At 64.0% G+C, this 24,368-nt stretch carries 24 protein-coding genes, 1 tRNA gene and 1 pseudogene; all 26 read right to left on the bottom strand.

What is annotated here, in order from left to right; all coding sequences use genetic code 11:
* Nucleotides 1-9: 9 nt before the first annotated feature.
* On the bottom strand, nucleotides 10-378 hold the full coding sequence (gene rplN / locus CSC74_RS14760) for a 50S ribosomal protein L14 (protein ID WP_162315258.1): 369 nt from the start codon (nucleotides 376-378) through the stop codon (nucleotides 10-12).
* Between the two features lie 15 nt (nucleotides 379-393).
* Nucleotides 394-660: a 30S ribosomal protein S17 gene (gene rpsQ / locus CSC74_RS14755; RefSeq protein WP_162315257.1), complete on the bottom strand. Its 267-nt coding sequence runs from the start codon at nucleotides 658-660 to the stop codon at nucleotides 394-396.
* Between the two features lie 11 nt (nucleotides 661-671).
* A complete protein-coding gene (rpmC, locus tag CSC74_RS14750; protein ID WP_162315256.1) occupies nucleotides 672-857 on the bottom strand; it encodes a 50S ribosomal protein L29 in 186 nt (61 codons plus the stop codon).
* Nucleotides 857-1,270, bottom strand: coding sequence for a 50S ribosomal protein L16 (rplP, locus tag CSC74_RS14745; RefSeq protein WP_093289953.1), 414 nt, complete (start codon nucleotides 1,268-1,270; stop codon nucleotides 857-859). The genes rpmC and rplP overlap by 1 nt, the downstream gene beginning before the upstream one ends.
* A 6-nt stretch (nucleotides 1,271-1,276) precedes the next feature.
* Nucleotides 1,277-1,996: a 30S ribosomal protein S3 gene (gene rpsC, locus CSC74_RS14740; RefSeq protein WP_162315255.1), complete on the bottom strand. Its 720-nt coding sequence runs from the start codon at nucleotides 1,994-1,996 to the stop codon at nucleotides 1,277-1,279.
* An 18-nt stretch (nucleotides 1,997-2,014) separates the two neighbouring features.
* Nucleotides 2,015-2,350, bottom strand: a complete 336-nt coding sequence (gene rplV, locus CSC74_RS14735) for a 50S ribosomal protein L22 (RefSeq protein ID WP_093289951.1) — start codon at nucleotides 2,348-2,350, stop codon at nucleotides 2,015-2,017.
* 10 nt (nucleotides 2,351-2,360) lie between these two features.
* Nucleotides 2,361-2,639 carry a 30S ribosomal protein S19 gene (gene rpsS, locus CSC74_RS14730; protein WP_093289950.1) on the bottom strand — a complete coding sequence of 93 codons (279 nt, stop codon included), beginning with the start codon at nucleotides 2,637-2,639 and terminating at the stop codon, nucleotides 2,361-2,363.
* 6 nt (nucleotides 2,640-2,645) lie between these two features.
* Complete coding sequence (gene rplB / locus CSC74_RS14725; protein ID WP_162315254.1) at nucleotides 2,646-3,473, bottom strand: 50S ribosomal protein L2; 828 nt, start codon at nucleotides 3,471-3,473, stop codon at nucleotides 2,646-2,648.
* 10 nt (nucleotides 3,474-3,483) lie between these two features.
* Nucleotides 3,484-3,798: a 50S ribosomal protein L23 gene (gene rplW, locus CSC74_RS14720; protein WP_162315253.1), complete on the bottom strand. Its 315-nt coding sequence runs from the start codon at nucleotides 3,796-3,798 to the stop codon at nucleotides 3,484-3,486.
* Complete coding sequence (rplD, locus tag CSC74_RS14715; protein ID WP_162315252.1) at nucleotides 3,795-4,400, bottom strand: 50S ribosomal protein L4; 606 nt, start codon at nucleotides 4,398-4,400, stop codon at nucleotides 3,795-3,797. Before rplD ends, rplW begins: the two co-directional genes overlap by 4 nt.
* A 12-nt stretch (nucleotides 4,401-4,412) precedes the next feature.
* Nucleotides 4,413-5,066 carry a 50S ribosomal protein L3 gene (rplC, locus tag CSC74_RS14710; RefSeq protein WP_162315251.1) on the bottom strand — a complete coding sequence of 218 codons (654 nt, stop codon included), beginning with the start codon at nucleotides 5,064-5,066 and terminating at the stop codon, nucleotides 4,413-4,415.
* Between the two features lie 10 nt (nucleotides 5,067-5,076).
* A complete protein-coding gene (gene rpsJ, locus CSC74_RS14705; RefSeq protein ID WP_036196039.1) occupies nucleotides 5,077-5,388 on the bottom strand; it encodes a 30S ribosomal protein S10 in 312 nt (103 codons plus the stop codon).
* A gap of 517 nt (nucleotides 5,389-5,905) precedes the next feature.
* A complete protein-coding gene (gene tuf / locus CSC74_RS14700) occupies nucleotides 5,906-7,096 on the bottom strand; it encodes an elongation factor Tu (RefSeq protein WP_162315250.1) in 1,191 nt (396 codons plus the stop codon).
* A gap of 63 nt (nucleotides 7,097-7,159) precedes the next feature.
* Nucleotides 7,160-9,250 (bottom strand): elongation factor G, encoded by a 2,091-nt coding sequence (fusA, locus tag CSC74_RS14695; RefSeq protein WP_162315249.1) that lies wholly within the window; start codon nucleotides 9,248-9,250, stop codon nucleotides 7,160-7,162.
* Nucleotides 9,251-9,416: 166 nt separating this feature from the next.
* Entirely contained in the window at nucleotides 9,417-9,884 is a 468-nt protein-coding gene (gene rpsG / locus CSC74_RS14690; protein WP_162315248.1) for a 30S ribosomal protein S7, read from the bottom strand.
* An 11-nt stretch (nucleotides 9,885-9,895) separates the two neighbouring features.
* The gene (rpsL, locus tag CSC74_RS14685; protein WP_162315247.1) at nucleotides 9,896-10,270 is read right to left on the bottom strand and encodes a 30S ribosomal protein S12; all 375 of its coding nucleotides are present in this window, start codon (nucleotides 10,268-10,270) and stop codon (nucleotides 9,896-9,898) included.
* 222 nt (nucleotides 10,271-10,492) lie between these two features.
* Entirely contained in the window at nucleotides 10,493-14,725 is a 4,233-nt protein-coding gene (gene rpoC, locus CSC74_RS14680; RefSeq protein WP_162315246.1) for a DNA-directed RNA polymerase subunit beta', read from the bottom strand.
* A 99-nt stretch (nucleotides 14,726-14,824) separates the two neighbouring features.
* Nucleotides 14,825-18,976, bottom strand: coding sequence for a DNA-directed RNA polymerase subunit beta (gene rpoB, locus CSC74_RS14675; protein ID WP_162315245.1), 4,152 nt, complete (start codon nucleotides 18,974-18,976; stop codon nucleotides 14,825-14,827).
* A 259-nt stretch (nucleotides 18,977-19,235) separates the two neighbouring features.
* Complete coding sequence (gene rplL, locus CSC74_RS14670) at nucleotides 19,236-19,607, bottom strand: 50S ribosomal protein L7/L12 (protein WP_162315244.1); 372 nt, start codon at nucleotides 19,605-19,607, stop codon at nucleotides 19,236-19,238.
* Nucleotides 19,608-19,762: 155 nt separating this feature from the next.
* Nucleotides 19,763-20,293 (bottom strand): annotated as a pseudogene (rplJ, locus tag CSC74_RS14665) (50S ribosomal protein L10); the annotation flags it as partial.
* A gap of 406 nt (nucleotides 20,294-20,699) precedes the next feature.
* Nucleotides 20,700-21,398: a 50S ribosomal protein L1 gene (rplA, locus tag CSC74_RS14660; RefSeq protein ID WP_162315242.1), complete on the bottom strand. Its 699-nt coding sequence runs from the start codon at nucleotides 21,396-21,398 to the stop codon at nucleotides 20,700-20,702.
* A gap of 4 nt (nucleotides 21,399-21,402) precedes the next feature.
* Nucleotides 21,403-21,831, bottom strand: a complete 429-nt coding sequence (rplK, locus tag CSC74_RS14655; protein ID WP_162315241.1) for a 50S ribosomal protein L11 — start codon at nucleotides 21,829-21,831, stop codon at nucleotides 21,403-21,405.
* 146 nt (nucleotides 21,832-21,977) lie between these two features.
* Entirely contained in the window at nucleotides 21,978-22,535 is a 558-nt protein-coding gene (gene nusG / locus CSC74_RS14650) for a transcription termination/antitermination protein NusG (RefSeq protein WP_162315240.1), read from the bottom strand.
* Nucleotides 22,536-22,548: 13 nt separating this feature from the next.
* Nucleotides 22,549-22,941 (bottom strand): preprotein translocase subunit SecE, encoded by a 393-nt coding sequence (secE, locus tag CSC74_RS14645; RefSeq protein ID WP_162315239.1) that lies wholly within the window; start codon nucleotides 22,939-22,941, stop codon nucleotides 22,549-22,551.
* Between the two features lie 55 nt (nucleotides 22,942-22,996).
* Nucleotides 22,997-23,072 (bottom strand) — tRNA-Trp (locus CSC74_RS14640).
* Nucleotides 23,073-23,172: 100 nt separating this feature from the next.
* Nucleotides 23,173-24,363 carry an elongation factor Tu gene (gene tuf, locus CSC74_RS14635; RefSeq protein ID WP_162315250.1) on the bottom strand — a complete coding sequence of 397 codons (1,191 nt, stop codon included), beginning with the start codon at nucleotides 24,361-24,363 and terminating at the stop codon, nucleotides 23,173-23,175.
* Between the last annotated feature and the right edge of the window lie 5 nt (nucleotides 24,364-24,368).

The raw sequence follows: 24,368 nt of genomic DNA, 5'->3' as shown, positions 1-24,368 counted from the left end.
GTCCTCGGCTCAGAGCACTTCAGGCGCGAGCGAAACGATCTTCATGAACTTCTCGGAGCGCAGCTCGCGGGTTACTGGCCCGAAGATGCGGGTACCGATCGGTTCCTGCTTGTTGTTGAGCAGCACGGCCGCGTTGCCGTCGAAGCGGATCAGCGAACCGTCCGCACGACGCACGCCCTTGCGGGTACGCACCACGACGGCCTCGTAGACCTCGCCCTTCTTGACCTTGCCGCGCGGGATGGCGTCCTTCACGGTCACCTTGATGATGTCGCCAATGTGCGCGTAACGACGCTTGGAGCCGCCCAGCACCTTGATGCACATCAGTTCCTTGGCGCCGGAGTTGTCGGCCGCGTCAAGGTAGCTCTGCGTCTGGATCATGATTCAGGTTCCTTGTCAGACGGCCGCGCGGGTGATGATTTCCACCACGCGCCAGTTCTTGGTTTTGGACAGCGGGGCGATCTCGACCACGCGGACCACGTCGCCTTCGTTGCAGGCGTTGTCGGCATCGTGGGCATGCAGCTTGCTGGAACGGCGGATGTACTTGCCGTACAGCGCGTGCTTGACCTGACGCTCCACCAGCACGGTGACGGTCTTGTCCATCTTGTTGCTGACGACACGGCCTTCGACCGTGCGTTGCGATTTTTCTTGGTTGTCGCTCATCACGTCGGTCCTTACTTCTTGCTGCCGAGCAGGGTCTTGACGCGAGCGATCTCGCGGCGAACCCGACGGGTTTCATGGGTCTTGGGCAGCTGGCCGGTGACCTGCTGCATGCGCAGTGAGAACTGCTCCTTGCGCAGGTCGGTCAGATGTTCGTTCAGCTGGTCGGCCGACTTCTCACGGAGTTGTTTGAGTTCCATTAGCGCACCGTCCGGGTAACGAAAGTGGTGGTGACGGAGAGCTTGGCCGCGGCCAGGCGGAATGCCTCGCGCGCGATTTCCTCGGTGACGCCTTCGATTTCATAGATCATGCGGCCGGGCTGGATCTGCGCCACCCAATACTCCACGTTGCCCTTGCCGGAGCCCATGCGGACTTCGATCGGCTTCTTGGTGATCGGCTTGTCGGGGAACACGCGGATCCACATCTTGCCGCCACGCTTGACGTAACGGCTGATGGAACGGCGCGCGGCCTCGATCTGGCGCGCGGTCAACTGGCCGTGCGCGGTGGCCTTCAGGCCGTACTCGCCGAAACTGACGAGATTGCCGCTCCAGCTCAGGCCGTCATTGCGGCCCTTGTGCTGCTTGCGGTACTTGGTACGTTTTGGTTGCAACATGGCCGATTACCTCGCGTCGCGATCACGGGCCGGACGCGACGGACGTTCGCTGCGCTCGGGGCGCGCTTCGTCCTGCTTTTCCTGGCCGACCTGGGAGAAGTCGAATACTTCGCCCTTGTAAACCCACACCTTGATTCCGATGATCCCGTAGGTGGTCTTCGCCTCGGCAAAACCGTAATCGATGTCGGCACGCAGCGTATGCAACGGCACGCGACCTTCGCGGTACCACTCCGAACGGGCGATTTCCGCACCGTTCAAGCGGCCGGCGACGTTGACCTTGATGCCCAGGGCACCCAGACGGATCGCGTTGCCGACGGCGCGCTTCATCGCTCGGCGGAACATGATGCGGCGTTCCAGCTGCTGGGCGATCGACTCGGCGACGAGTTGCGCGTCCAGTTCCGGCTTGCGCACTTCGGTGACGTTGATGTGCGCCGGGACGCCCATCAGGTCGCTCACTTCCTTGCGCAGCTTCTCGATGTCCTCGCCGCGCTTGCCGATCACCACGCCCGGACGGGCGGTGTGTATGGTCACGCGTGCGGTGTTGTTGGGACGCTCGATCAGGATCTTGGAGATGCCTGCCTGCGCCAGCTTCTTGCGCAGCATGTCGCGCACCTTCAGGTCGGCAGCCAGGTAGCTGGCGAACAGACCCTTCTTGGCGAACCACTTGGAGTTCCAGTCCTTGGCGATGCCCAGGCGGAACCCGATCGGATGTACTTTATGACCCATCGTTTTTTCCTTCCGCCTTTACTTGCCTGCGCCCACAACCACAGTGATGTGGCTGGTGCGCTTGAGGATACGGGTGCCGCGGCCCTTGGCCCGCGCCATGAAACGCTTCAGCGACGGACCTTCGTCGACCATGATGGTCACGATCTTCAGTTCGTCGACATCGGCGCCTTGGTTGTTCTCGGCATTCGCGATCGCCGACTCAACCACTTTCTTGATCATGTGCGCTGCTTTCTTGTCCGAGAACTTGAGCAGGTTGACGGCGCGTTCGGCTGACAGTCCGCGCACCTGGTCGGCGACCAGGCGGGCCTTCTGTGCGGAGATGCGCGCGGTGCGCAGGATGGCTTTGGCTTCCATGGTCATCTCCTTAACGCTTGCCCGGCGCGGCTTTCTTGTCGCCACCGTGGCCCTTGAAGGTCCGGGTGACGGCGAATTCGCCAAGCTTGTGGCCGACCATGTTCTCGTTGACCAGCACCGGGATATGGTTCTTGCCGTTGTGCACGGCGATGGTGAAACCCACCATCTCCGGCAGGATCATCGAACGACGCGACCAGGTCTTGATCGGACGCTTGCTGCCACCGGCGGCCTCCACCTTCTTGATGAGGTGATGGTCGACGAATGGGCCTTTCTTGAGTGAACGTGCCATGGTCGATTAGCCCCTACGATCGCGGACGATGAATTGCTGGGTGCGCTTGTTATGGCGCGTCTTGTAACCCTTGGTCGGCACGCCCCACGGCGTGACCGGATGCGGGTTGCCCTGGCCTGCCTTGGCCTCGCCACCACCGTGCGGGTGATCGACCGGGTTCATCGCCGCGCCGCGAACGGTCGGCTTGATGCCGCGCCAACGCTTGGCACCGGCCTTGCCCAGCTTCTCGAGGCTGTGCTCGCTGTTGCCGACTTCGCCGATGGTCGCGCAGCATTCGATCTGCACCTTGCGCATTTCGCCGGAGCGAAGACGCAGCGTGGCGAAGCCCTGCTCGCGCGCGACCAGCTGCACGCCGGCGCCGGCGGCACGGGCGATCTGCGCGCCCTTGCCCGGCTTCATCTCGATGGCGTGGATCGTGGTGCCGACCGGGATGTTGCGCAGCGGCAAGGTGTTGCCGGCGCGGATCGGGGCATCGCTGCCCGCGATGACCTGGTCGCCCGCCTTCAGACCCTTCGGCGCGATGATGTAACGGCGCTCGCCGTCCACATAGCAAAGCAGGGCGATGTGCGCGGTGCGGTTCGGATCGTATTCGATGCGTTCGACGCGGGCCGGGATGCCGACCTTGTCGCGCTTGAAGTCGATCAGGCGGTAATGCTGCTTGTGGCCACCACCGATGTGACGGGTGGTGATGCGGCCGTGGTGGTTGCGGCCACCGCTCTTGCTCTGCGGCTCGAGCAGCGGCGCATGCGGCGCGCCCTTGTGCAGGTCGGGCGTCACGACGCGGACCGCGGAACGGCGGCCGGGCGAAGTGGGTTTGAATTTCATTAATGGCATGGGATGTTCCTCAGGCCTTGGCGGTTACGTCGATGACCTGGCCTTCGGCCAGACGCACATACGCCTTGCGCCAGCTGCCGCGGCTGCCGGTGCGGTTACGGAAGGACTTGTTCTTGCCCTTCACGTTCAGCACGTTGACGCCCTCGACCTTGACGTCGAACAGCTGCTCGACCGCGGCCTTTACTTCGGCCTTGGTGGCGGTGCTCGAGATTTCAAAGACGTATTGGTTGGAGACTTCCTGCAGGCGAGCGGTCTTCTCGGAAACCCGGGGAGCGCGCAGCACGCTGAAGATCTTTTCTTGGCTGATTTTAACGGCCGTGCTCATGCCAGCCACTCCTCGATCTTCTTGACCGCATCGGCGGTGATTACGACGGTATCGGCGCCGACCAGCGAAGCCGGATCCAGGCCCTGCACGTCGCGCACTTCCACGTAGGGAAGGTTGCGGGCGGACAGGTACAGATGCTCGGAGGCCTCCTCGGTCACGATCAGCGGACGACGACCGACTTCCAGGCCCTTGAGCTTGGCGATCAGGCCGGTGGTCTTGGCCGAATCGACATCGAACGAGTCGACGACCATCAGCCGGCCCTGGCGGTTCAATTCCGACAGGATCGCCTTCATCGCGGCGCGGTACATCTTGCGGTTGACCTTCTGCTCGAAGCTGCGCGGCTTGGCCGCGAAGGTCCTGCCGCCGCCGACGAAGATCGGAGCGGTCAGAGCGCCATGGCGTGCGCCGCCACCCTTCTGCTTCTTGGACTTCTTGGTGGTGCCGTTGACTTCCGAGCGCGTCTTCTGCGCCTTGGTGCCGGCGCGGCCCGCATTGCGGTACGCGACCACGACCTGGTGGACCAGGTCCTCACTGAATTCGCGGCCGAACACTTCGTCGGAAACCGACAATTTGCTGGCGCTGCCTGTAATGGCAAGTTCCATCATCGTTCTCCCTTATCCCTTGCTCGACGGACGCACGATCACGTCGCCGCCCGGCGCACCCGGCACCGCGCCACGAATGGCGATCAGCCCGCGCTCGACATCGACTTTCACGACTTCCAGATTCTGCGTGCTCTGGTTCACCGCACCCATGTGGCCGGCCATCTTCTTGCCCGGGAAAACGCGACCCGGCGTCTGCCGCTGACCGAGCGAACCCGGCTGGCGATGCGACAGCGAGTTGCCGTGGGTGGCGTCGCCCATGGTGAAGTTGTAGCGCTTGATGGTGCCCTGGAAGCCCTTGCCCTTGGTCACGCCCTGGACGTCGACCTTCTGGCCCACCTCGAAGATGTCGGCCTTGATTTCGCCGCCGACGGCGAAGTCGCCCAGCTTGCCGTCTTCGACGCGCAGTTCCCACAAGCCACGACCGCCTTCGACCTTGGCCTTGGCCAGGTGACCGGCTGCAGGCTTGTTGATCAGCGCGGCGCGGCGCGTACCCACCACCACCTGCACGGCGCTGTAGCCGTCGATTTCGGGGGTCTTGAGCTGGGTGATGCGGTTCGGGGTTGCTTCGATCAGGGTGACCGGGATGGACTTGCCATCTTCGGTGAACACCCGGGTCATGCCAGCCTTGCGGCCGACCAGACCCAACGAATATTTCTTCGCGGTCATGTCAGTAGCCTCAGGTCAGCTTGATCTGGACGTCGACGCCAGCCGCGAGCTCGAGCTTCATCAGCGCGTCCACGGTCTTGTCGTTGGGGTCGACGATGTCGAGCACGCGCTTGTGGGTGCGGGTCTCGTACTGGTCACGCGCGTCCTTGTCGACGTGCGGCGAGGTGAGGATGGTGAAGCGCTCGATCTTGGTCGGCAGCGGGATCGGGCCGCGCACTTGCGCGCCGGTCCGCTTGGCCGTTTCTACGATCTCGCTGGCCGAGCGGTCGATCAGACGATGATCGTACGCTTTGAGCCGGATCCGGATCTTTTGGTCCGCCATGACGGAGTTTCCTTGGTTAAAAGAGCGACGGGCGCGGCCTCTGGGATGCCTTGCCCCTGGTTGATCCTGCTTGTTCATTTCCCCCGCTGCGCGCTGCTGAAGCTTGCGGCTGCGGTGTGGGGATTCTTCCTGAAAAGCTGGGCGGCCCGGTAACCCGGCCCGCCCAGACAGAAAAGTATAAGACGCGTGAATCACCCCGTCAATAGCAGGGCAGCCAAATATGGCGAATCACGCGACATTTTCCTTGTCTGGCGAACACGAGGCACTTCCTGCGCCTCTTTTCGCGGTAGCCGGCGACCTCCCAGGAGGCGCTGGCGGATACTGCAAAATAACGCCCGGCCTGAAGCCGGGCGCGAATAATACACTTACTTTTAGCTCTTTGCCACCATTTTGGCGGCTTTTTGGGCCCCCGCCTGCGCGAGGATGACGATCCGCCTCGATCAAAGTCGCTGGATCCCCGATAAAAGCACTCGGGGATGACGATTTGACCAAGCCGCGCTACGCGCGGGTCAAATCGTCACTTGATGATTTTCGCCACCACGCCGGCGCCGACCGTGCGGCCGCCTTCGCGGATCGCGAAACGCAGGCCTTCGTCCATCGCAACCGGGTTGATCAGCGTCACCGCCATCTTCACGTTGTCGCCCGGCATCACCATCTCCACGCCTTCCGGCAGCTCGCAAGCGCCCGTGATGTCGGTGGTGCGGAAGTAGAACTGCGGACGGTAACCCTTGAAGAACGGCGTGTGACGGCCGCCCTCGTCCTTGGACAGGACGTAGACCTCGGCCTCGAACTCGGTGTGCGGCTTGATCGAACCCGGCTTGCACAGCACCTGGCCGCGCTCCACGTCGTCACGCTTGGTGCCGCGCAGCAGCAGGCCGGCATTGTCGCCCGCCTGGCCCTGGTCCAGCAGCTTGCGGAACATCTCGACGCCGGTGACCGTGGTCTTCTGCGTATCGCGGATACCCACGATCTCGATTTCCTCGCCCACCTTGATCACGCCGCGCTCGATACGGCCGGTCACCACCGTGCCGCGGCCGGAGATCGAGAACACGTCTTCCACCGGCATCAGGAACGGCTTGTCCACGTCGCGCTCGGGCAACGGGATGAAGCTGTCCAGCGCGTCCACCAGCTTCAGGATCGACGGCACGCCGATCTCGCTCTGGTCGCCTTCCAGCGCCAGGCGCGCCGAACCATGGATGATCGGGGTGTCGTCGCCCGGAAAGTCGTACTTGCTCAGCAGCTCGCGGACTTCCATCTCCACCAGCTCCAGCAGCTCGGCGTCGTCCACCATGTCGGCCTTGTTCAGGTACACCACGATGTGCGGCACGCCGACCTGGCGCGACAGCAGGATGTGCTCGCGGGTCTGCGGCATCGGGCCGTCCGCGGCCGAGCACACCAGGATCGCGCCGTCCATCTGCGCCGCACCGGTGATCATGTTCTTCACGTAGTCGGCGTGGCCCGGGCAATCGACGTGCGCGTAATGGCGGTTGGCCGACTCGTATTCCACGTGCGCCGTGGAAATCGTGATCCCGCGCGCCTTCTCTTCCGGCGCCGCGTCGATCTGGTCGTATCCCTTGAATTCGCCGCCAAAGCGCTCGGCACCGATCTTCGTCAGCGCCGCCGTCAGCGTCGTCTTGCCGTGGTCCACGTGACCAATCGTGCCCACGTTCACGTGCGGCTTGGTGCGTTCGAATTTACCCTTTGCCATGGCTGTCTACCTTTCTATTCTTGTGATCGTTGAATGGGAAAGCCGGCCCTGGGCCGGCATCCCTCAGTTCTTCTTGATGACCGATTCGGCGATGTTGGCCGGCGCTTCGGCGTAATGGTCGAATTCCATCGTGAAGGTGGCGCGGCCCTGCGACATGGAGCGCAGCGTGGTGGCGTAGCCGAACATCTCGCCCAGCGGCAGCATGGCATTGATCACCTTGCCCGACGGACTGTCTTCCTGGCCCTGCAGGATGCCGCGACGACGGCTGACGTCGCCCATCACGTCGCCGAGGTAATCCTCGGGGGTCACGATCTCGACCTTCATCATCGGCTCCAGCAGCACCGGACTGGCCTTGGCGAAGGCTTCCTTGAACGCCATCGAGCCCGCGACCTTGAACGCCATTTCATTGGAGTCCACGTCATGGAACGAGCCGTCCACGGCCTTGACCGCCACGTCCACCACCGGGAAGCCAGCGAGCGGACCGCTCTTCATGGCTTCCTCGATACCCTTGCCCGAAGCGGTGACGTATTCCTTCGGCACCACGCCACCGACGATGGCGTTCTCGAACGAGAAACCAACGCCACGTTCCTGCGGCGCCATCTCGATGACGATATGGCCGTACTGGCCGCGACCGCCGGACTGGCGCACGAACTTGCCTTCCTGCTTGACCGACTTGCGGATGGTCTCGCGATAGGCGACCTGCGGCTTGCCGACGTTGGCCTCCACGTTGAACTCGCGCTTCATGCGGTCCACGAGGATGTCCAGGTGCAACTCGCCCATGCCGGCGATGATGGTCTGGCCGGATTCCTCGTCGGTGCGCACGCGGAACGACGGATCTTCCTGGGCCAGGCGACCGAGGGCGACGCCCATCTTTTCCTGGTCGGACTTGGTCTTCGGTTCCACCGCCATCGAGATGACCGGCTCCGGGAAGATCATGCGCTCCAGGGTGATGATGTGGTCCTGCGCGCACAGCGTGTCGCCGGTGGTGACGTCCTTCAGACCCACCGCAGCGGCGATGTCGCCCGCACGCACTTCCTTGATCTCGCTGCGCTCGTTGGAGTGCATCTGCAGGATGCGGCCGACGCGCTCCTTCTTCGACTTGACCGGGTTGTACACCGCGTCGCCCGAGTTGAGGATGCCCGAATAGACACGGAAGAACGTGAGCGAGCCCACGAACGGATCGGTCATGATCTTGAATGCCAGCGCCGAGAACGGAGCGGCATCGGTGGCCGGACGGGTGTCTTCCTTGTCGTCCTCGTCGATGCCGGCAACCGGCGGACGGTCGGCCGGCGACGGCAACAGGTGGACCACGCCGTCGAGCATGGCTTGCACGCCCTTGTTCTTGAACGCGGTGCCGCAGAAAACAGGCACGATCTCGACCTTCAGCGTGCGCTGGCGCAAGCCGTCGATGATCTCGGCCTCGGACAACTCGCCCTCATTGAGGTACTTGTCCATCAGCTCTTCGGTGGCTTCGGCCGCGGCCTCGACCATGAACGCGCGCGCAGCGGTCGCCTTTTCAAGCAGGTCGGCCGGGATTTCGCCGTATTCGAAGATGGTGCCCTGCGAGGCGGTATCCCAGTGGATACGCTTCATTTTCAGCAGGTCGATGACGCCATCGAAACCATCCTCGGCGCCCACCGGCACCTGCATCGGCACGGCATACGCGCCCAGGCGCGAACGCAACTGGCCGACTACCTTGTCGAAGTTGGCGCCGGTACGGTCCATCTTGTTGACGAACGCCATGCGCGGCACGGAGTACTTGTTGGCCTGGCGCCACACGGTCTCCGACTGCGGCTGCACGCCGCCGACGGCGCAAAGCACGAATACGGCGCCATCGAGCACGCGCAGGGAACGCTCGACTTCGATGGTGAAGTCGACGTGTCCGGGGGTGTCGATGATGTTGAAGCGGTGTTCGGGCATGGACTTGTCCATGCCTTTCCAGAACGCCGTGGTCGCCGCGGAGGTGATGGTGATGCCACGCTCCTGCTCCTGCTCCATCCAATCCATGGTCGCGGCGCCATCGTGCACTTCACCGATCTTGTGGCTGACGCCGGTGTAGAACAGGATGCGTTCCGACGTGGTGGTCTTGCCCGCGTCGATGTGGGCCATGATGCCGAAGTTGCGGTAACGCTCGATGGGAGTGGTGCGAGCCACGACAGTCTCTCTTTGTTTTTGTGTTTGCGGATGGCCGAACGCCGCCCATGGGCGGCCTTCGGATTCGTCATGCGGCGAAAACCGCCGCAAGGGCGCCTAGATGGCGCCGAAGGGTCCGCGATTCAAGACGCCAGCGATACACGCAGCGCCCGCGGACCCGGGCAAATCACCAGCGGTAGTGCGCGAACGCCTTGTTCGCTTCCGCCATGCGGTGGGTTTCTTCACGCTTCTTGATGGCGCCGCCACGGTTTTCCGAGGCATCGATCAGCTCGGCCGCCAGCTTGCGCGGCATCGAGTTCTCGCCGCGCTTGCGCGCCGACTCGATCAGCCAGCGCATGGCCAGGGCCAGGCGGCGCGACGAACGCACTTCGACCGGCACTTGGTAGGTGGCGCCACCGACACGGCGCGACTTCACTTCGACCGTCGGCGAGATGTTGTCCAGCGCCTTCTCGACCAGCTCAAGGGCATTGGGGTTCTTTTCGCCGATCACATCCATGGCGCCGTACACGATCTTCTCGGCGACGGACTTCTTGCCGCTGTACATGACCATGTTGATGAAACGGGCGATGGTGTGGCTGCCGTGCTTGGGATCCGGCAGGACGGTACGCTGTGGGGTTGAGCCTTTACGCGACATGATCTGTTTCCTTAAGCCTTCGGACGCTTGGCGCCGTACTTGGAACGGCCCTGGCGACGCTTGGTCACGCCGGAGGCGTCCAGCGAACCGCGGACGGTGTGGTAACGCACGCCGGGAAGATCCTTGACGCGGCCGCCGCGAACCAGAACCACCGAGTGCTCCTGCAGGTTGTGGCCTTCACCACCGATGTAGCTGATGATTTCTTCCTGGTTGGTCAGGCGCACCTTGGCCACCTTGCGAAGCGCCGAGTTCGGCTTCTTCGGGGTGGTGGTGTAGACGCGCGTGCACACGCCGCGACGCTGCGGGCACTTGTCCAGCGCGGGCGACTGGCTCTTGTAGGTGGGGGCCTGCCGCGGCTTGCGGACGAGCTGGTTGATCGTTGCCATCTTTATGGATTCTTCGGATGTAAGGCCGGAGCCTTGTGCGTGAAAATGACGGCAGGCCGCATGACGGCCCGCCGAGACAGGAAAGTATAGCTGGCAGGTTAAAACCCCGTCAACTGACGGGTCCGGCCTGCTGGCCCATCCGGGGCCGGAACACGGGGCGCCTCCTGCGCCCCATTTCTCTTGGTCCGCCCCTGCCCAGCCATGCCGGAAGGGGCCTGCCGCTTACTCTTCGGTGCCGTCCGCAGCCACGTCGGCCACCGTTACGACCGCGACCGGGGCCGCGACTTCGGCCGGGGCGGAGACCAGGGCCTCCATCTCCGACTCGGTCAGGCCCGAGGCGTTGCGGCGACGGCTGGCGTGGTAGGTCAGGCCGGTACCGGCCGGGATCAGGCGGCCGACGATCACGTTTTCCTTCAGGCCGCGCAGGTTGTCGCGGGTGCCGCGGACGGCAGCCTCGGTCAGCACGCGGGTGGTTTCCTGGAAGGAAGCCGCCGAGATGAACGACTCGGTGGCCAGCGAGGCCTTGGTGATGCCCAGCAGGACCGGATCGTACTTCGCCGGCAGTTCGTTCCTGGCCAGGACCTTGACGTTCTCCTCCAGCACGCGCTGCTTCTCGGCCTGCTCGCCGTGCAGGTACTTGCTGTTGCCGGCGTCGGTGATCTCGACCTTGCGCAGCATCTGGCGGGTGATCACCTCGATGTGCTTGTCGTTGATCTTGACGCCCTGCAGGCGGTACACGTCCTGGATTTCCTTGACCAGGTAGGCGGCCAGCGGCTCGACGCCGAGCAGGCGCAGGATGTCCTGCGGCGACGGCTCGCCGTCCACCACGGTTTCGCCCTTGGCCACGTGCTCGCCTTCGAACACGATGATCTGGCGGAACTTGGGAATCAGCTCCTCGTGTTCGCTGCCATCGGTGTCCTTGATGATCAGGCGCTGCTTGCCCTTGGTGTCCTTGCCGAAGCTGATGATGCCCGAGCGCTCGGCCAGGATCGCGGGATCCTTCGGCTTGCGCGCCTCGAACAGGTCGGCCACGCGCGGCAGACCACCGGTGATGTCGCGGGTCTTGGAAGCTTCTTGCGGCACCTTGGTGACCACGTCGCCCACGCCGACGGCGGCGCCGTCCTGCAGGTTGACGATGGAGCGCGGCGGCAGCAGGTACTGGGCCGGCAGGTCGGTGCCCGGGATGTTCAGGTCCTTGCCGGCCTTGTCGACGATGCGCACGACCGGACGCAGGTCCTTGCCCATCGAGCCGCGGCGCTTCGGATCGGTGATCTCGCGCGAAGCCAGGCCGGTCAGGTCGTCGGTCTTCTCGATCACGGTGATGCCGTCGACGAAGTCCACGAAGCGCACGAAACCGGCCACTTCCGACACGATCGGGTGGTTATGCGGGTCCCAGTTGGCGACCGACTGGCCGGCCTTGATCGCCGCGCCGTCCTTGACCGTGATGGTGGCGCCGTAGGGCAGCTTGTAACGCTCGCGCTCGCGGCCATGGCCGTCCAGCACCGACAGTTCGCCCGAACGCGAGACCGCGACCAGGTGGCCGTTGGCGTGCTCGACGAACTTGAGGTTGTTGAACTTGATCGAACCGGTGGTCTTGACCGTGATGTTGTCCACCGCCGCCGCTCGCGAAGCCGCGCCGCCGATGTGGAAGGTACGCATGGTCAGCTGGGTGCCGGGTTCGCCGATCGACTGCGCGGCGATGACGCCGACCGCTTCGCCGATGTTGACGATGTGGCCACGGGCCAGGTCGCGGCCGTAGCAGTACGAGCACACGCCGAAGTCGGATTCGCAGGTGATGGTGGAACGCACCTTCAGCAGCTGCACGCCCGCATCTTCCAGCTTCTGTACCCAGGCCTCGTCGAGCAGGGTGTTGCGGGTGACGATGGGATCCTCGTCGTTGCCCGGCAGGAACACGTCCTCGGCCACGATGCGGCCGAGCACGCGCTCGCGCAGCGGTTCGACCACGTCGCCGCCTTCCACGATCGGGGTCATCATCAGACCTTCCGAGGTGCCGCAATCGACTTCGGTGATCACCACGTCCTGGGCCACGTCGACCAGGCGACGGGTCAGGTAACCGGAGTTCGCCGTCTTCAGCGCGGTATCGGCCAGGCCCTTGCGCGCGCCGTGGGTGGAGTTGAAGTATTCCTGGACGTTCAGGCCTTCGCGGAAATTCGCCTTGATGGGCGTTTCGATGATCGAGCCATCGGGACGCGCCATCAGGCCGCGCATGCCGGCCAGCTGGCGGATCTGCGCCTGCGAACCACGCGCGCCGGAGTCGGCCATGATGTACAGCGAGTTCATCGACTTCTCGTTGATGGTCTCGCCCTTGGCGTTCTGGACCTTGTCGGTGCCGATGGTGTCCATCATCGCCTTGGCGATGCGTTCGTTGGTGCGCGACCAGATGTCGACCACCTTGTTGTAGCGTTCGCCGGCGGTGACCAGGCCGCTCTGGTACTGCTCCTGGATCTCCAGCACTTCCTGTTCGGCTTCGCCCAGGATGCCCTTCTTCTCCAGCGGGATCAGCATGTCGTCGATGCCGATGGACACGCCGGCGCGCGTTGCGTACGCGAAACCGGTGTACATCAGCTTGTCGGCGAACACGACCGTGTCCTTCAGGCCCAGCATGCGGTAGCTGGAGTTGATCAGGCGGCTGATGGCCTTCTTGTTCAACTCGGTGTTGGCCAGCGCGAACGGCAGGCCCTCCGGCAGGATTTCGGCCAGCAGCGCGCGGCCGATCGTGGTTTCCACGATGCTGGCCTGCTTGCTCTTGTTGCCGTCCTCGTCGGTCACCACTTCGGTGATGCGGACTTTGACCTTGGCGTGCAGTTCGACCACGCGGTTGTCGTAGGCGCGCTTCACTTCGGCGATGTTGGCGAAGGCCATGCCCTCGCCTTTCTTGTTCTCCAGCGCGCGGGTCATGTAGTACAGGCCCAGCACCACGTCCTGCGACGGCACGATGATCGGCTCGCCGTTGGCCGGCGACAGGATGTTGTTGGTCGACATCATCAGCGCGCGCGCTTCCAGCTGGGCCTCGAGGCTCAGCGGCACGTGCACGGCCATCTGGTCACCGTCGAAGTCGGCGTTGAACGCGGTGCAGACCAGCGGATGCAGCTGGATGGCCTTGCCTTCGATCAGCACCGGCTCGAACGCCTGGATGCCCAGGCGGTGCAGGGTCGGGGCGCGGTTCAGCAGCACCGGGTGTTCGCGGATGACTTCTTCCAGGATGTCCCAGACTTCCGCCTCTTCGCGCTCGACCAGCTTCTTGGCGGCCTTGATGGTGGTGGCCAGGCCGCGGCGCTGCAGCTTGGCGAACACGAACGGCTTGAACAGCTCCAGCGCCATCTTCTTCGGCAGGCCGCACTGGTGCAGCTTCAGGTACGGACCGACCACGATGACCGAACGGCCGGAGTAGTCGACGCGCTTGCCCAGCAGGTTCTGGCGGAAGCGGCCCTGCTTGCCCTTGATCATGTCGGCCAGCGACTTGAGCGGACGCTTGTTGGTGCCGGTGATGGCGCGGCCGCGGCGGCCGTTGTCCATCAGGGCGTCGACCGATTCCTGCAGCATGCGCTTTTCGTTGCGCACGATGATGTCAGGAGCGTTGAGCTCCAGCAGGCGGCGCAGGCGGTTGTTGCGGTTGATGACGCGGCGGTACAGGTCGTTGAGGTCGGAGGTCGCGAAGCGGCCGCCGTCCAGCGGCACCAGCGGACGCAGGTCCGGCGGCAGCACCGGCAGTACGGTCATGACCATCCACTCCGGGCGGTTGCCGGATTCCAGGAAGGCTTCGACCAGCTTGATCCGCTTGGTAAGGCGCTTGAGCTTGGTTTCCGAACCGGTGCTGGCGATTTCCTCGCGCAGGTTGACCATTTCCGACTGCAGGTCGATGGTGCGCAGCAGGTCGTAGACCGCCTCGGCGCCCATGGCGGCGTCGAAGTCGTCGCCGTGCTCCTGGCGCGCGGTCATGAACTGCTCTTCGGTCAGCAGCTGGCGGCGCTCGAGCGGGGTCAGGCCCGGCTCGGTGACCACATAGGCTTCGAAGTACAGCACCCGCTCGATGTCGCGCAGGGTCATGTCCAGCATCAGGCCGATGCGCGACGGCAGCGACTTCAGGAACCAGATGTGCGCGACCGGCGAGGCCAGGTCGATGTGGCCCATGCGCTCGCGGCGCACCTTGGCCAGGGTCACTTCGGTGCCGCACTTCTCGCAGACCACGCCACGGTGCTTCATGCGCTTGTACTTGCCGCACAGGCACTCGTAGTCCTTGATCGGTCCGAAGATGGCGGCGCAGAACAGGCCGTCGCGCTCGGGCTTGAAGGTGCGGTAGTTGATGGTTTCCGGCTTCTTCACTTCGCCGAAGGACCACGAGCGGATCAGGTCCGGCGAGGCCAGCGCGATCTTGATGGCGTCGAAGTCCAGCGACTGGCGCTGCTGGTTGAAGAGATTCAGTAGGTCTTTCATTTTGTTTCTCCGGGTAGGAGGAAAATCTGGTGTCGAGGGAGTGGCGGGCAACGGTCGCGGGGCCGGCCGGCGCTAATGCGCGGCCGGCTCCGGTTCACATCACTCTTCCAGTTCCATGTTGATGGCGAGCGAGCGGATTTCCTTGACGAGTACGTTGAAGGATTCCGGCATGCCCGCAACCATCTCGTGTTCGCCGTCGACGATGTTCTTGTACATCTGGTTGCGGCCCTGCACGTCGTCCGACTTGACCGTCAGCATTTCCTGCAGGGTGTGCGCCGCGCCGTAGGCTTCCAGCGCCCAGACTTCCATCTCGCCGAAGCGCTGGCCGCCGAACTGCGCCTTGCCGCCCAGCGGCTGCTGGGTGACGAGCGAGTACGGACCGGTCGAACGCGCGTGCATCTTGTCGTCCACCAGGTGGTTCAACTTCAGCATGTGCATGTAGCCGATGGTGGTCTGGCGATCGAACGCCTCGCCGGTACGGCCGTCGTACAGCTGGGTCTGGCCGCTGATCGGCAGGTCGGCGAGCGCGAGCATGTGCTTGATCTCGGACTCGGCCGCGCCGTCGAACACCGGTGTCGCCATCGGCACGCCATCGGTCAGGTTGCCGGCCAGGCGCAGCAGTTCGTCGTCGCTGAATTCGCCCAGGTTGACGCGCTGTTCGCCCAGCTTCAGGTCGTGGTTGTAGATCTGGTCGAGGAACTTGCGCAGGTCGGCGATCTTGGCCTGTGCATCGAGCATCTTCTGGATCTTCTGGCCCAGGCCTTTCGCGGCCCAGCCCAGGTGGACTTCCAGGATCTGCCCGATGTTCATGCGCGACGGCACGCCCAGCGGGTTCAGCACGATATCGACGGTGCTGCCGTCGGCGGCGTAAGGCATGTCCTCGACCGGAACGATCGTCGAGACCACGCCCTTGTTGCCGTGGCGGCCGGCCATCTTGTCGCCCGGCTGGATCCGGCGCTTCACCGCCAGGTACACCTTGACCATCTTCAGCACGCCCGGAGCGAGGTCGTCGCCGGCGGTGATCTTGCCGCGCTTGTCGGCGAAGCGACGCTCGAATTCCTTCTCGTGCGCCTGGATCTGCTTCTGCGCGCGCTCGATGGCGTCGGAGGCGTCGTCGTCCTTCATGCGGATGGCGAACCAGTCGGCCTTCTTCAGGCCGTCCAGGTAAGCGTCGCTGATGGTGTCGCCCTTCTTCAGGTTGGCGCCGCCGTTGGCGACCTTGCCGACCAGCAGCGGACGCAGGCGGGCGAAGATCGCGTTCTCGAGGATCCGGAACTGGTCGTCGAAGTCCTTCTTGACGCGCTTGATCTCGTTTTCCTCGATCTGGCGCGCGCGCTTGTCCTTCTCGATGCCGTCGCGGGTGAAGACCTGCACGTCGATGACGGTGCCGTCCATGCCCGGCGGCACGCGCAGCGAGCTGTCCTTAACGTCGGACGCCTTCTCGCCGAAGATCGCCCGCAGCAGCTTCTCTTCCGGGGTCAGCTGGCTTTCGCCCTTCGGCGTGACCTTGCCGACCATGATGTCGCCGGCGCGCACTTCGGCGCCGATGTACACCACGCCGGATTCGTCCAGGCGGTTCAACGCCTGCTCGGACACGTTGGGGATGTCGGCGGAAATTTCCTCCGGCCCCAGCTTGGTGTCGCGGGCGACGCAGGTCAGCTCTTCGATATGGATCGTGGTGTAGCGATCCTCTTCCACCACGCGCTCGGAGAGCAGGATGGAGTCCTCGAAGTTGTAGCCGTTCCACGGCATGAACGCGATCAGCATGTTCTGGCCCAGGGCCAGTTCGCCGATGTCGGTGGACGGACCGTCGGCCAGCACGTCGCCGCGCTCGATGACGTCGCCCACGTTCACCAGCGGAGTCTGGTTGATGCAGGTGTTCTGGTTGGAGCGCGTGTACTTGATCAGGTTGTAGATGTCGACGCCGGCATCGGTACCGTCGCCGATTTCGCTCTCGTTGACCTTGACCACGATGCGCGCGGCGTCGATCTGCTCGATCACGCCGCCACGGCGCGCGTTCACGGTCACGCCGGAGTCGCGGGCCACGGCGCGTTCGATGCCGGTGCCGACCAGCGGCTTCTGCGCACGCAGCGTAGGCACGGCCTGGCGCTGCATGTTGGCGCCCATCAGCGCGCGGTTGGCGTCGTCGTGCTCCAGGAACGGAACCAGCGCGGCCGCGATCGACACGGTCTGCATCGGCGACACGTCCATGAAGTCGACCTCGCCCGGCGGCTTCAGCAGCGACTCGCCCTGGTGGCGGCACGGCACGAACTGCTCGGTCAGGCGGCTCTTGTCGTCGTGCAGGGCGTTGGCCTGGGCGATGACGAACTCGTTTTCCTCGATCGCCGACAGGTATTCGATCTCGTCGGTGATCTGCCCGGCCACGACCTTGCGGTACGGGGTCTCGAGGAAACCGTAGCTGTTGGTGCGCGCGTACACGGCCAGCGAATTGATCAGGCCGATGTTCGGGCCTTCCGGCGTTTCGATGGTGCAGACGCGGCCGTAATGGGTCGGATGCACGTCGCGCACTTCGAAGCCGGCGCGCTCGCGGGTCAGGCCGCCCGGGCCCAGGGCCGAGACGCGACGCTTGTGGGTCACTTCCGACAGCGGGTTGTTCTGGTCCATGAACTGCGACAGCTGGCTGGAACCGAAGAACTCCTTGATCGCGGCGGCCACCGGCTTGGCGTTGATCAGCTCCTGCGGGGTCAGGCCTTCGCTTTCCGCCATCGACAGGCGTTCCTTCACGGCGCGCTCGACGCGGACCAGGCCCACGCGGAACACGTTCTCGGCCATTTCGCCGACCGAACGCACGCGGCGGTTGCCGAGGTGGTCGATATCGTCGACGGTGCCGCGGCCGTTGCGGATCTCGGTCAGGACCTTGATCACCTCCAGGATGTCGGAAGTCTCGCCCTGCGCGGCGACCAGGCGCTTGGATTCGTCGTCGTTACGATTGCTGAAGTACTTGTGGTCGAACAGCACGGACTCGCCGGTGACTTCCTTGCGGCCGACACGGCGGTTGAACTTCATCCGGCCCACGCCCGACAGATCGTAGCGCTCGAAGGTGAAGAACAGGTTGTGGAAGAGGTTCTGCGCGGCGTCCTTGGTCGGCGGCTCGCCGGGACGCATCATGCGGTAGATCTCGACCAGCGCTTCCAACTGGGTCTTGGACGGATCGATGCGCAGGGTGTTGGAAAGGTACGGGCCACGATCCAGGTCGTTGACCCACAGCGTGCCCACGGCGTCCACGCCGGCCTTGCGGAACTTGGCCAGCTGCTCTTCGGTGATCTCGTCGTTGGCGGTGGCCAGCAACTCGCCGGTGGCGGCGTCGATCACGTCGTGCGACAGGATCCGGCCGATCATGTAGTCGTCCGGCACGGCCAGGGCGGCGATGCCCGACTGTTCCAACTGCTTGACGTGGCGCGCGGTGATGCGCTTGCCGGCCTCGACGATGATCTTGTCGCCATCGGCCAGGTCGAAATTCAGGGTCTCGCCGCGCAGGCGCTCGGCCACCAGCTCCAGCTGCACGCCCTCGCCTTCCGGCAGGATGTGGAAGGTGTTGATGTCGAAGAACTCATTGAGCATTTCTTCGTTGTTGTAGCCAAGCGCACGCAGCAGGATGGTCACCGGCAACTTGCGGCGACGGTCGATGCGGGTGAACAGCGCGTCCTTCGGGTCGAACTCGAAGTCCAGCCAGGAGCCGCGGTAGGGAATGATGCGGGCGCTGTACAGCAGCTTGCCCGAGCTGTGGGTCTTGCCGCGGTCGTGGTCGAAGAACACGCCCGGCGAACGATGCAGCTGCGAGACGATCACGCGCTCGGTGCCGTTGACGATGAAGGTGCCGTTGTCGGTCATCAACGGGATTTCGCCCAGATAGACCTCCTGCTCCTTCACGTACTTGATGGCCTTGGTCGAGGACTCGCGGTCGTAGATCACCAGGCGCACGGTCACGCGCAGCGGCGCGCCGTAGCTGAGGCCGCGGTTGCGGCACTCGCGTTCGTCGAACACCGGGTCGCCGAGCTTGTAGCCCACGTATTCCAGCGCGGCGTTGCCGCTGTAGCTGGAGATCGGGAACACCGACTTCAAGGCGGCGTGCAGACCGTGGTCGACGCGCTTGGAAGGCTCGATGTTCTCCTGCAGGAACGAGCGGTAGGAATCCACCTGGATGGCGAGCAGGAACGGGACCTCGAGGATCGAGCGCTGCTTGCCGAAATCCTTGCGGATACGCTTCTTTTCAGTGAACGAGTACGCCATGTGACTTATCGCCTTTTCATCTGGGAGCCGCGCGTCCGCGGGTCCGGGGGGAACATGCTGTCCGCGACAGGGAGCCTGCGCGGAGCGGGAAAATCGTCAGTTGGAAGTCGCTGGTATTGCCGGCACCAGCACGCCTTCTCTTGCTACTTCCAACTACCAACTCGGGTTTTTAGTGGTGCATCTCAACAACGACCGAAGGCCAGGGGCTTGCGCCCCCGGCCTCGGTCTGCCGCCGATGTTGAATGGCGGCGGATACCGCTTACTTCACTTCGACAGTCGCACCGGCGGCTTCGAGGTCCTTCTTGAACTTCGCGGCGTCGTCCTTCGAGGCGCCTTCCTTGACCACGCCACCGGCTTCGGTGAGGTCTTTGGCTTCTTTCAGGCCCAGGCCGGTGATGGCGCGGACGGCCTTGATGACCTCGACCTTCTTGTCGCCGGCGGACTTCAGGATGACGTTGAACTCGGTCTGCTCTTCGACGGCAGCGGCCGGACCGGCAGCGGCAGCGGCAGCGGCGACCGGGGCGGCGGCGGAGACGCCAAACTTTTCTTCGATCGCCTTGACCAGCTCCATCACTTCCATGAGGGACTTTTCAGCGACTGCGTCGACGATCTGTTCGTTAGACAGGGACATGTTGATTACCTTCGGAAAATATTTCTGGGATGGGTTTCAGTGATTGCGGTGCGAACTCAGGCCGGATCGGCCGGGGTTTCGGCCGGGGCTGCTTCCACTGGGGTTGCTGCCGCGACTTCGGGTACCGCTTCAACCGAGGTTTCAGCCGGGGCTTCGGCCGATGCGTCGGCAGCGCTTGCTTCAACAGCAGCGTCGCCTCCGCCCAGCTTGTCGCCCACTGCCTTGATCGCGCGGGCGAACATGCTTGCCGGTTCGGCGAGCACGCGTGCCAGCATGGCCAGGGCCTGCTCGCGGGTCGGCAACGAGGCCAACACGTCGACATGGCTGGCCGGGTACATCTGGCCACCCACGACTACGAGCTTGGGCTGCAGCTTGTCGTTGCCCTTGGCGAATTCCTTGATCAGACGACCGGCGGCGCCGGGTTCTTCCGTCGAGAACGCATAGACCAGGGGACCGACCAGCGAGTCCTTGACGCACTCGTATTCGGTACCCTCGACCGCGCGCGAAGCCAGGGTGTTCTTGACGACTTTCAAGTACACACCGTTTTCGCGAGCCTTCTTGCGCATCGTGGTCATTTGACCGACCGTGATGCCTGCGTACTCGGCAGCAATCAAGGAGTGGGCCTTGGCGGCGACATCTGCCAGCTCGGCTACAACTTCTTGCTTCTGAGACAGATTTAGAGCCATACACTCCTCCAAATGAACTCCGCTCACGGCTCCTGCCGCTTGCGGTCCTGGGCGGTGCCCGTCCTGGGCACCGGGGACGCCGGATTGGCATCCCGGTGGTGGCCTTTCCAGAAAGATTTCCAGAAGGCGGCACCATCTACGCCGGCCCGACCCATAAAAAAGGTCGAATTAAGCGATCCCGCTGCATCGACGGCGACTCCGTGCCGTAACCAAGCTTCCGTGCCCGTCATCGATATGCGCCGACCGCGCCTGCGGTCTTTGACAGCTATCGCTTTGGGCCGGAGCCTTTCGCGATTGCCCTCAAAATTTCCAGAAACGAGTGGAGAGGAACGAGAAACGAGTGAACCGCTTGCGCCGTTGCTTTTACTCGTTCCTCACTCCTCGTTACTCGTTCCTACTTTCTTACTTATTTCAGGCTCAGCGAGGACAGATCCACGGTCACGCCGGGGCCCATGGTCGAGCTGAGCGAGATCTTCTGCAGGTAGGTGCCCTTGGCGGTCGACGGCTTGGCCTTGACCAGGTCCAGCAGCAGCGCGGTCAGGTTGGACTTCAACGAGGCATCGTCGAAGCTGGCCTTGCCCAGGGTGCAATGGATGATGCCGGCCTTGTCGGTGCGGTAACGCACCTGGCCCGACTTGGCGTTCTTCACCGCTTCGGCCGGGTTCGGCGAAACGGTGCCGACCTTCGGGTTCGGCATCAGGCCGCGCGGGCCCAGCACCTGGCCCAGCTTGCCGACCACGCGCATCGCGTCCGGCGTGGCGATGACCACGTCGTAGTTCAGGTCGCCGGCCAGCATCTTCTCGGCCAGGTCGTCCATGCCCACGGCTTCCGCGCCGGCGGCGATGGCTTCGTCGGCCTTGGCGCCGGCCGGTGCGAACACCGCCACGCGCACCGACTTGCCGGTGCCGGCGGGCAACACGGTGGAACCGCGCACCTGCTGGTCGGACTTCTTGGCATCCACGCCGAGGCGCACGGCCACGTCGACGGCTTCCACGAACTTGGTCTTGCTGTTGTCCTTGACGATCTTCAGCGCGTCGTCAATGGAGTACGCCTTGCCCGGGGTCACCGCGGCAAAGATCGCTTTCTGTCGTTTGGTCTGTGCCATCGTCTTAGCCCTCTACCGTCAAGCCCATGCTGCGGGCCGAACCCGCAATCGTACGCACCGCCGCTTCCAGCTCGGCCGCGGTCAGGTCGGCTTCCTTCGCCTTGGCGATGTCTTCGAGCTGCTTGCGGGTGACCTTGCCCACCTTTTCGGTGTTGGGGCGCTTGGAACCGGAGGTGACACCCGCCGCCTTCTTGAGCAGCACGGTGGCCGGGGTGCTCTTGGTGATGAAGGTGAAGGTACGGTCGGAATAGGCCGTGATGATGACCGGAGTGGGCAGGCCCGGCTCCAGCTTCTGCGTGGCGGCGTTGAACGCCTTGCAGAATTCCATGATGTTCAGGCCGCGCTGGCCCAGCGCAGGGCCGACCGGCGGCGACGGATTCGCCTGCCCGGCCTTGACCTGCAGTTTGATGTAACCGACTACTTTCTTTGCCATCTCGATTTACTCCTGGAGTTCAAGCGTCTGCACGTCTTGCGACTGCGGGACTCCTCCTTTGGTTTAGAAACTAGTGGAGAGAAACGAGGAACGAGAGGGAGCGGCTTTTACTTCCCCACTCACTCCTCCGCACTCTCCACTGCCTTTTAGGCTTTCTCGACCTGGCCGAACTCGAGTTCGACCGGCGTGGAACGCCCGAAAATCAGAACAGCCACGCGCACGCGGCTCTTCTCGTAATTCACTTCCTCGACCACACCGTTGAAGTCGTTGAACGGACCCTCGGTGACGCGCACCATCTGGCCCGGCTCGAACAGCACCTTCGGACGCGGCTTCTCGACCCCGTCCTGCACGCGCTGGAGGATGGCGTCGGCCTCCTCGTCGCGGATCGGCAACGGACGGTCGGCGGTGCCGCCGATGAAACCCAGGACCTTGGAAGTCTCCTTCACCAGGTGCCAGCTCTCGTTGTCCATGCGCGGGATGCCCGCTTCCTCGTGGGTCTCGATCTGCACCAGCACGTAACCGGGGAAGAACTTGCGCTCGGAACGGCGCTTCTGGCCGGCGCGCATTTCGATCACTTCCTCGGTCGGCACCAGCACGTCGCCAAAACGCTCCTGCATGTCGTTGCGGACGATGCGGTCACGCAGCGCCTGCGCCACCGATTTCTCGAAGCCCGAATAGGCGTGTACGACATACCAACGCTTCACTGCGGTTTTCTCCTCAACGGCCCAGGGTAAAGAACAATTTCAGCAGCCCCTGGATCACCCAGTCGAAGCCGCCAAGCAGCAGGCTGAGGATCACGACCACGATGCTCACCACCCAGGTCATGCGCAGGGCTTCCTGGCGGGTCGGCCAGACCACCTTGCGCAGCTCGAAACGCGACTCGACCAGGAACTCCTTGGTATCGCGGCCCTTGGCCGTGCCCAGGAAAACCACCGCACCCAGCACCAGGCCAGCGACCACGGCCAGCGCGCGCAACGGCGTTGCCCACTGACCCGCGAACCACCACCACACCACCAGACCCACCAGTACCAGCGCGAGCGCCAGGGCGTATTTGGCGATGTCGCCAGCGGAGGACGCGGCGGCTTTGGAACGTTCGACCTTGCTGTTCATCCGACTCTTCGTGTTTGCGACCGTAACCACCGACCCGTCGGCTACGCATTCCAGATGGCGCGCCAGGTAGGACTCGAACCTACAACCTGCGGTTTTGGAGACCGCTGCTCTGCCAGTTGAGCTACTGACGCATTTGTTTATTGCCGACTCTTCAGACGGCGAAGGCGGACCGAAAGTTCGGCCCGCCATTCGCACCATCCAGCGAGGCGAATCGCCGGCTATGCAAACCGCTTATTTGATGATTTTCGCCACCACGCCGGCGCCGACCGTGCGGCCGCCTTCGCGGATCGCGAAACGCAGGCCTTCGTCCATCGCAACCGGGTTGATCAGCGTCACCGCCATCTTCACGTTGTCGCCCGGCATCACCATCTCCACGCCTTCCGGCAGCTCGCAAGCGCCCGTGATGTCGGTGGTGCGGAAGTAGAACTGCGGACGGTAACCCTTGAAGAACGGCGTGTGACGGCCGCCCTCGTCCTTGGACAGGACGTAGACCTCGGCCTCGAACTCGGTGTGCGGCTTGATCGAACCCGGCTTGCACAGCACCTGGCCGCGCTCCACGTCGTCACGCTTGGTGCCGCGCAGCAGCAGGCCGGCATTGTCGCCCGCCTGGCCCTGGTCCAGCAGCTTGCGGAACATCTCGACGCCGGTGACCGTGGTCTTCTGCGTATCGCGGATACCCACGATCTCGATTTCCTCGCCCACCTTGATCACGCCGCGCTCGATACGGCCGGTCACCACCGTGCCGCGGCCGGAGATCGAGAACACGTCTTCCACCGGCATCAGGAACGGCTTGTCCACGTCGCGCTCGGGCAACGGGATGAAGCTGTCCAGCGCGTCCACCAGCTTCAGGATCGACGGCACGCCGATCTCGCTCTGGTCGCCTTCCAGCGCCAGGCGCGCCGAACCATGGATGATCGGGGTGTCGTCGCCCGGAAAGTCGTACTTGCTCAGCAGCTCGCGGACTTCCATCTCCACCAGCTCCAGCAGCTCGGCGTCGTCCACCATGTCGGCCTTGTTCAGGTACACCACGATGTGCGGCACGCCGACCTGGCGCGACAGCAGGATGTGCTCGCGGGTCTGCGGCATCGGGCCGTCCGCGGCCGAGCACACCAGGATCGCGCCGTCCATCTGCGCCGCACCGGTGATCATGTTCTTCACGTAGTCGGCGTGGCCCGGGCAATCGACGTGCGCGTAATGGCGGTTGGCCGACTCGTATTCCACGTGCGCCGTGGAAATCGTGATCCCGCGCGCCTTCTCTTCCGGCGCCGCGTCGATCTGGTCGTATCCCTTGAATTCGCCGCCAAAGCGCTCGGCACCGATCTTCGTCAGCGCCGCCGTCAGCGTCGTCTTGCCGTGGTCCACGTGACCAATCGTGCCCACGTTCACGTGCGGCTTGGTGCGTTCGAATTTACCCTTTGCCATGGCTG

Source organism: Pseudoxanthomonas yeongjuensis, from assembly GCF_010093345.1.
GTDB lineage: Bacteria > Pseudomonadota > Gammaproteobacteria > Xanthomonadales > Xanthomonadaceae > Pseudoxanthomonas_A > Pseudoxanthomonas_A yeongjuensis.
Note: the sequence above shows the minus strand (reverse complement) of the source record. Positions and strands in the feature narration are given on the sequence as shown.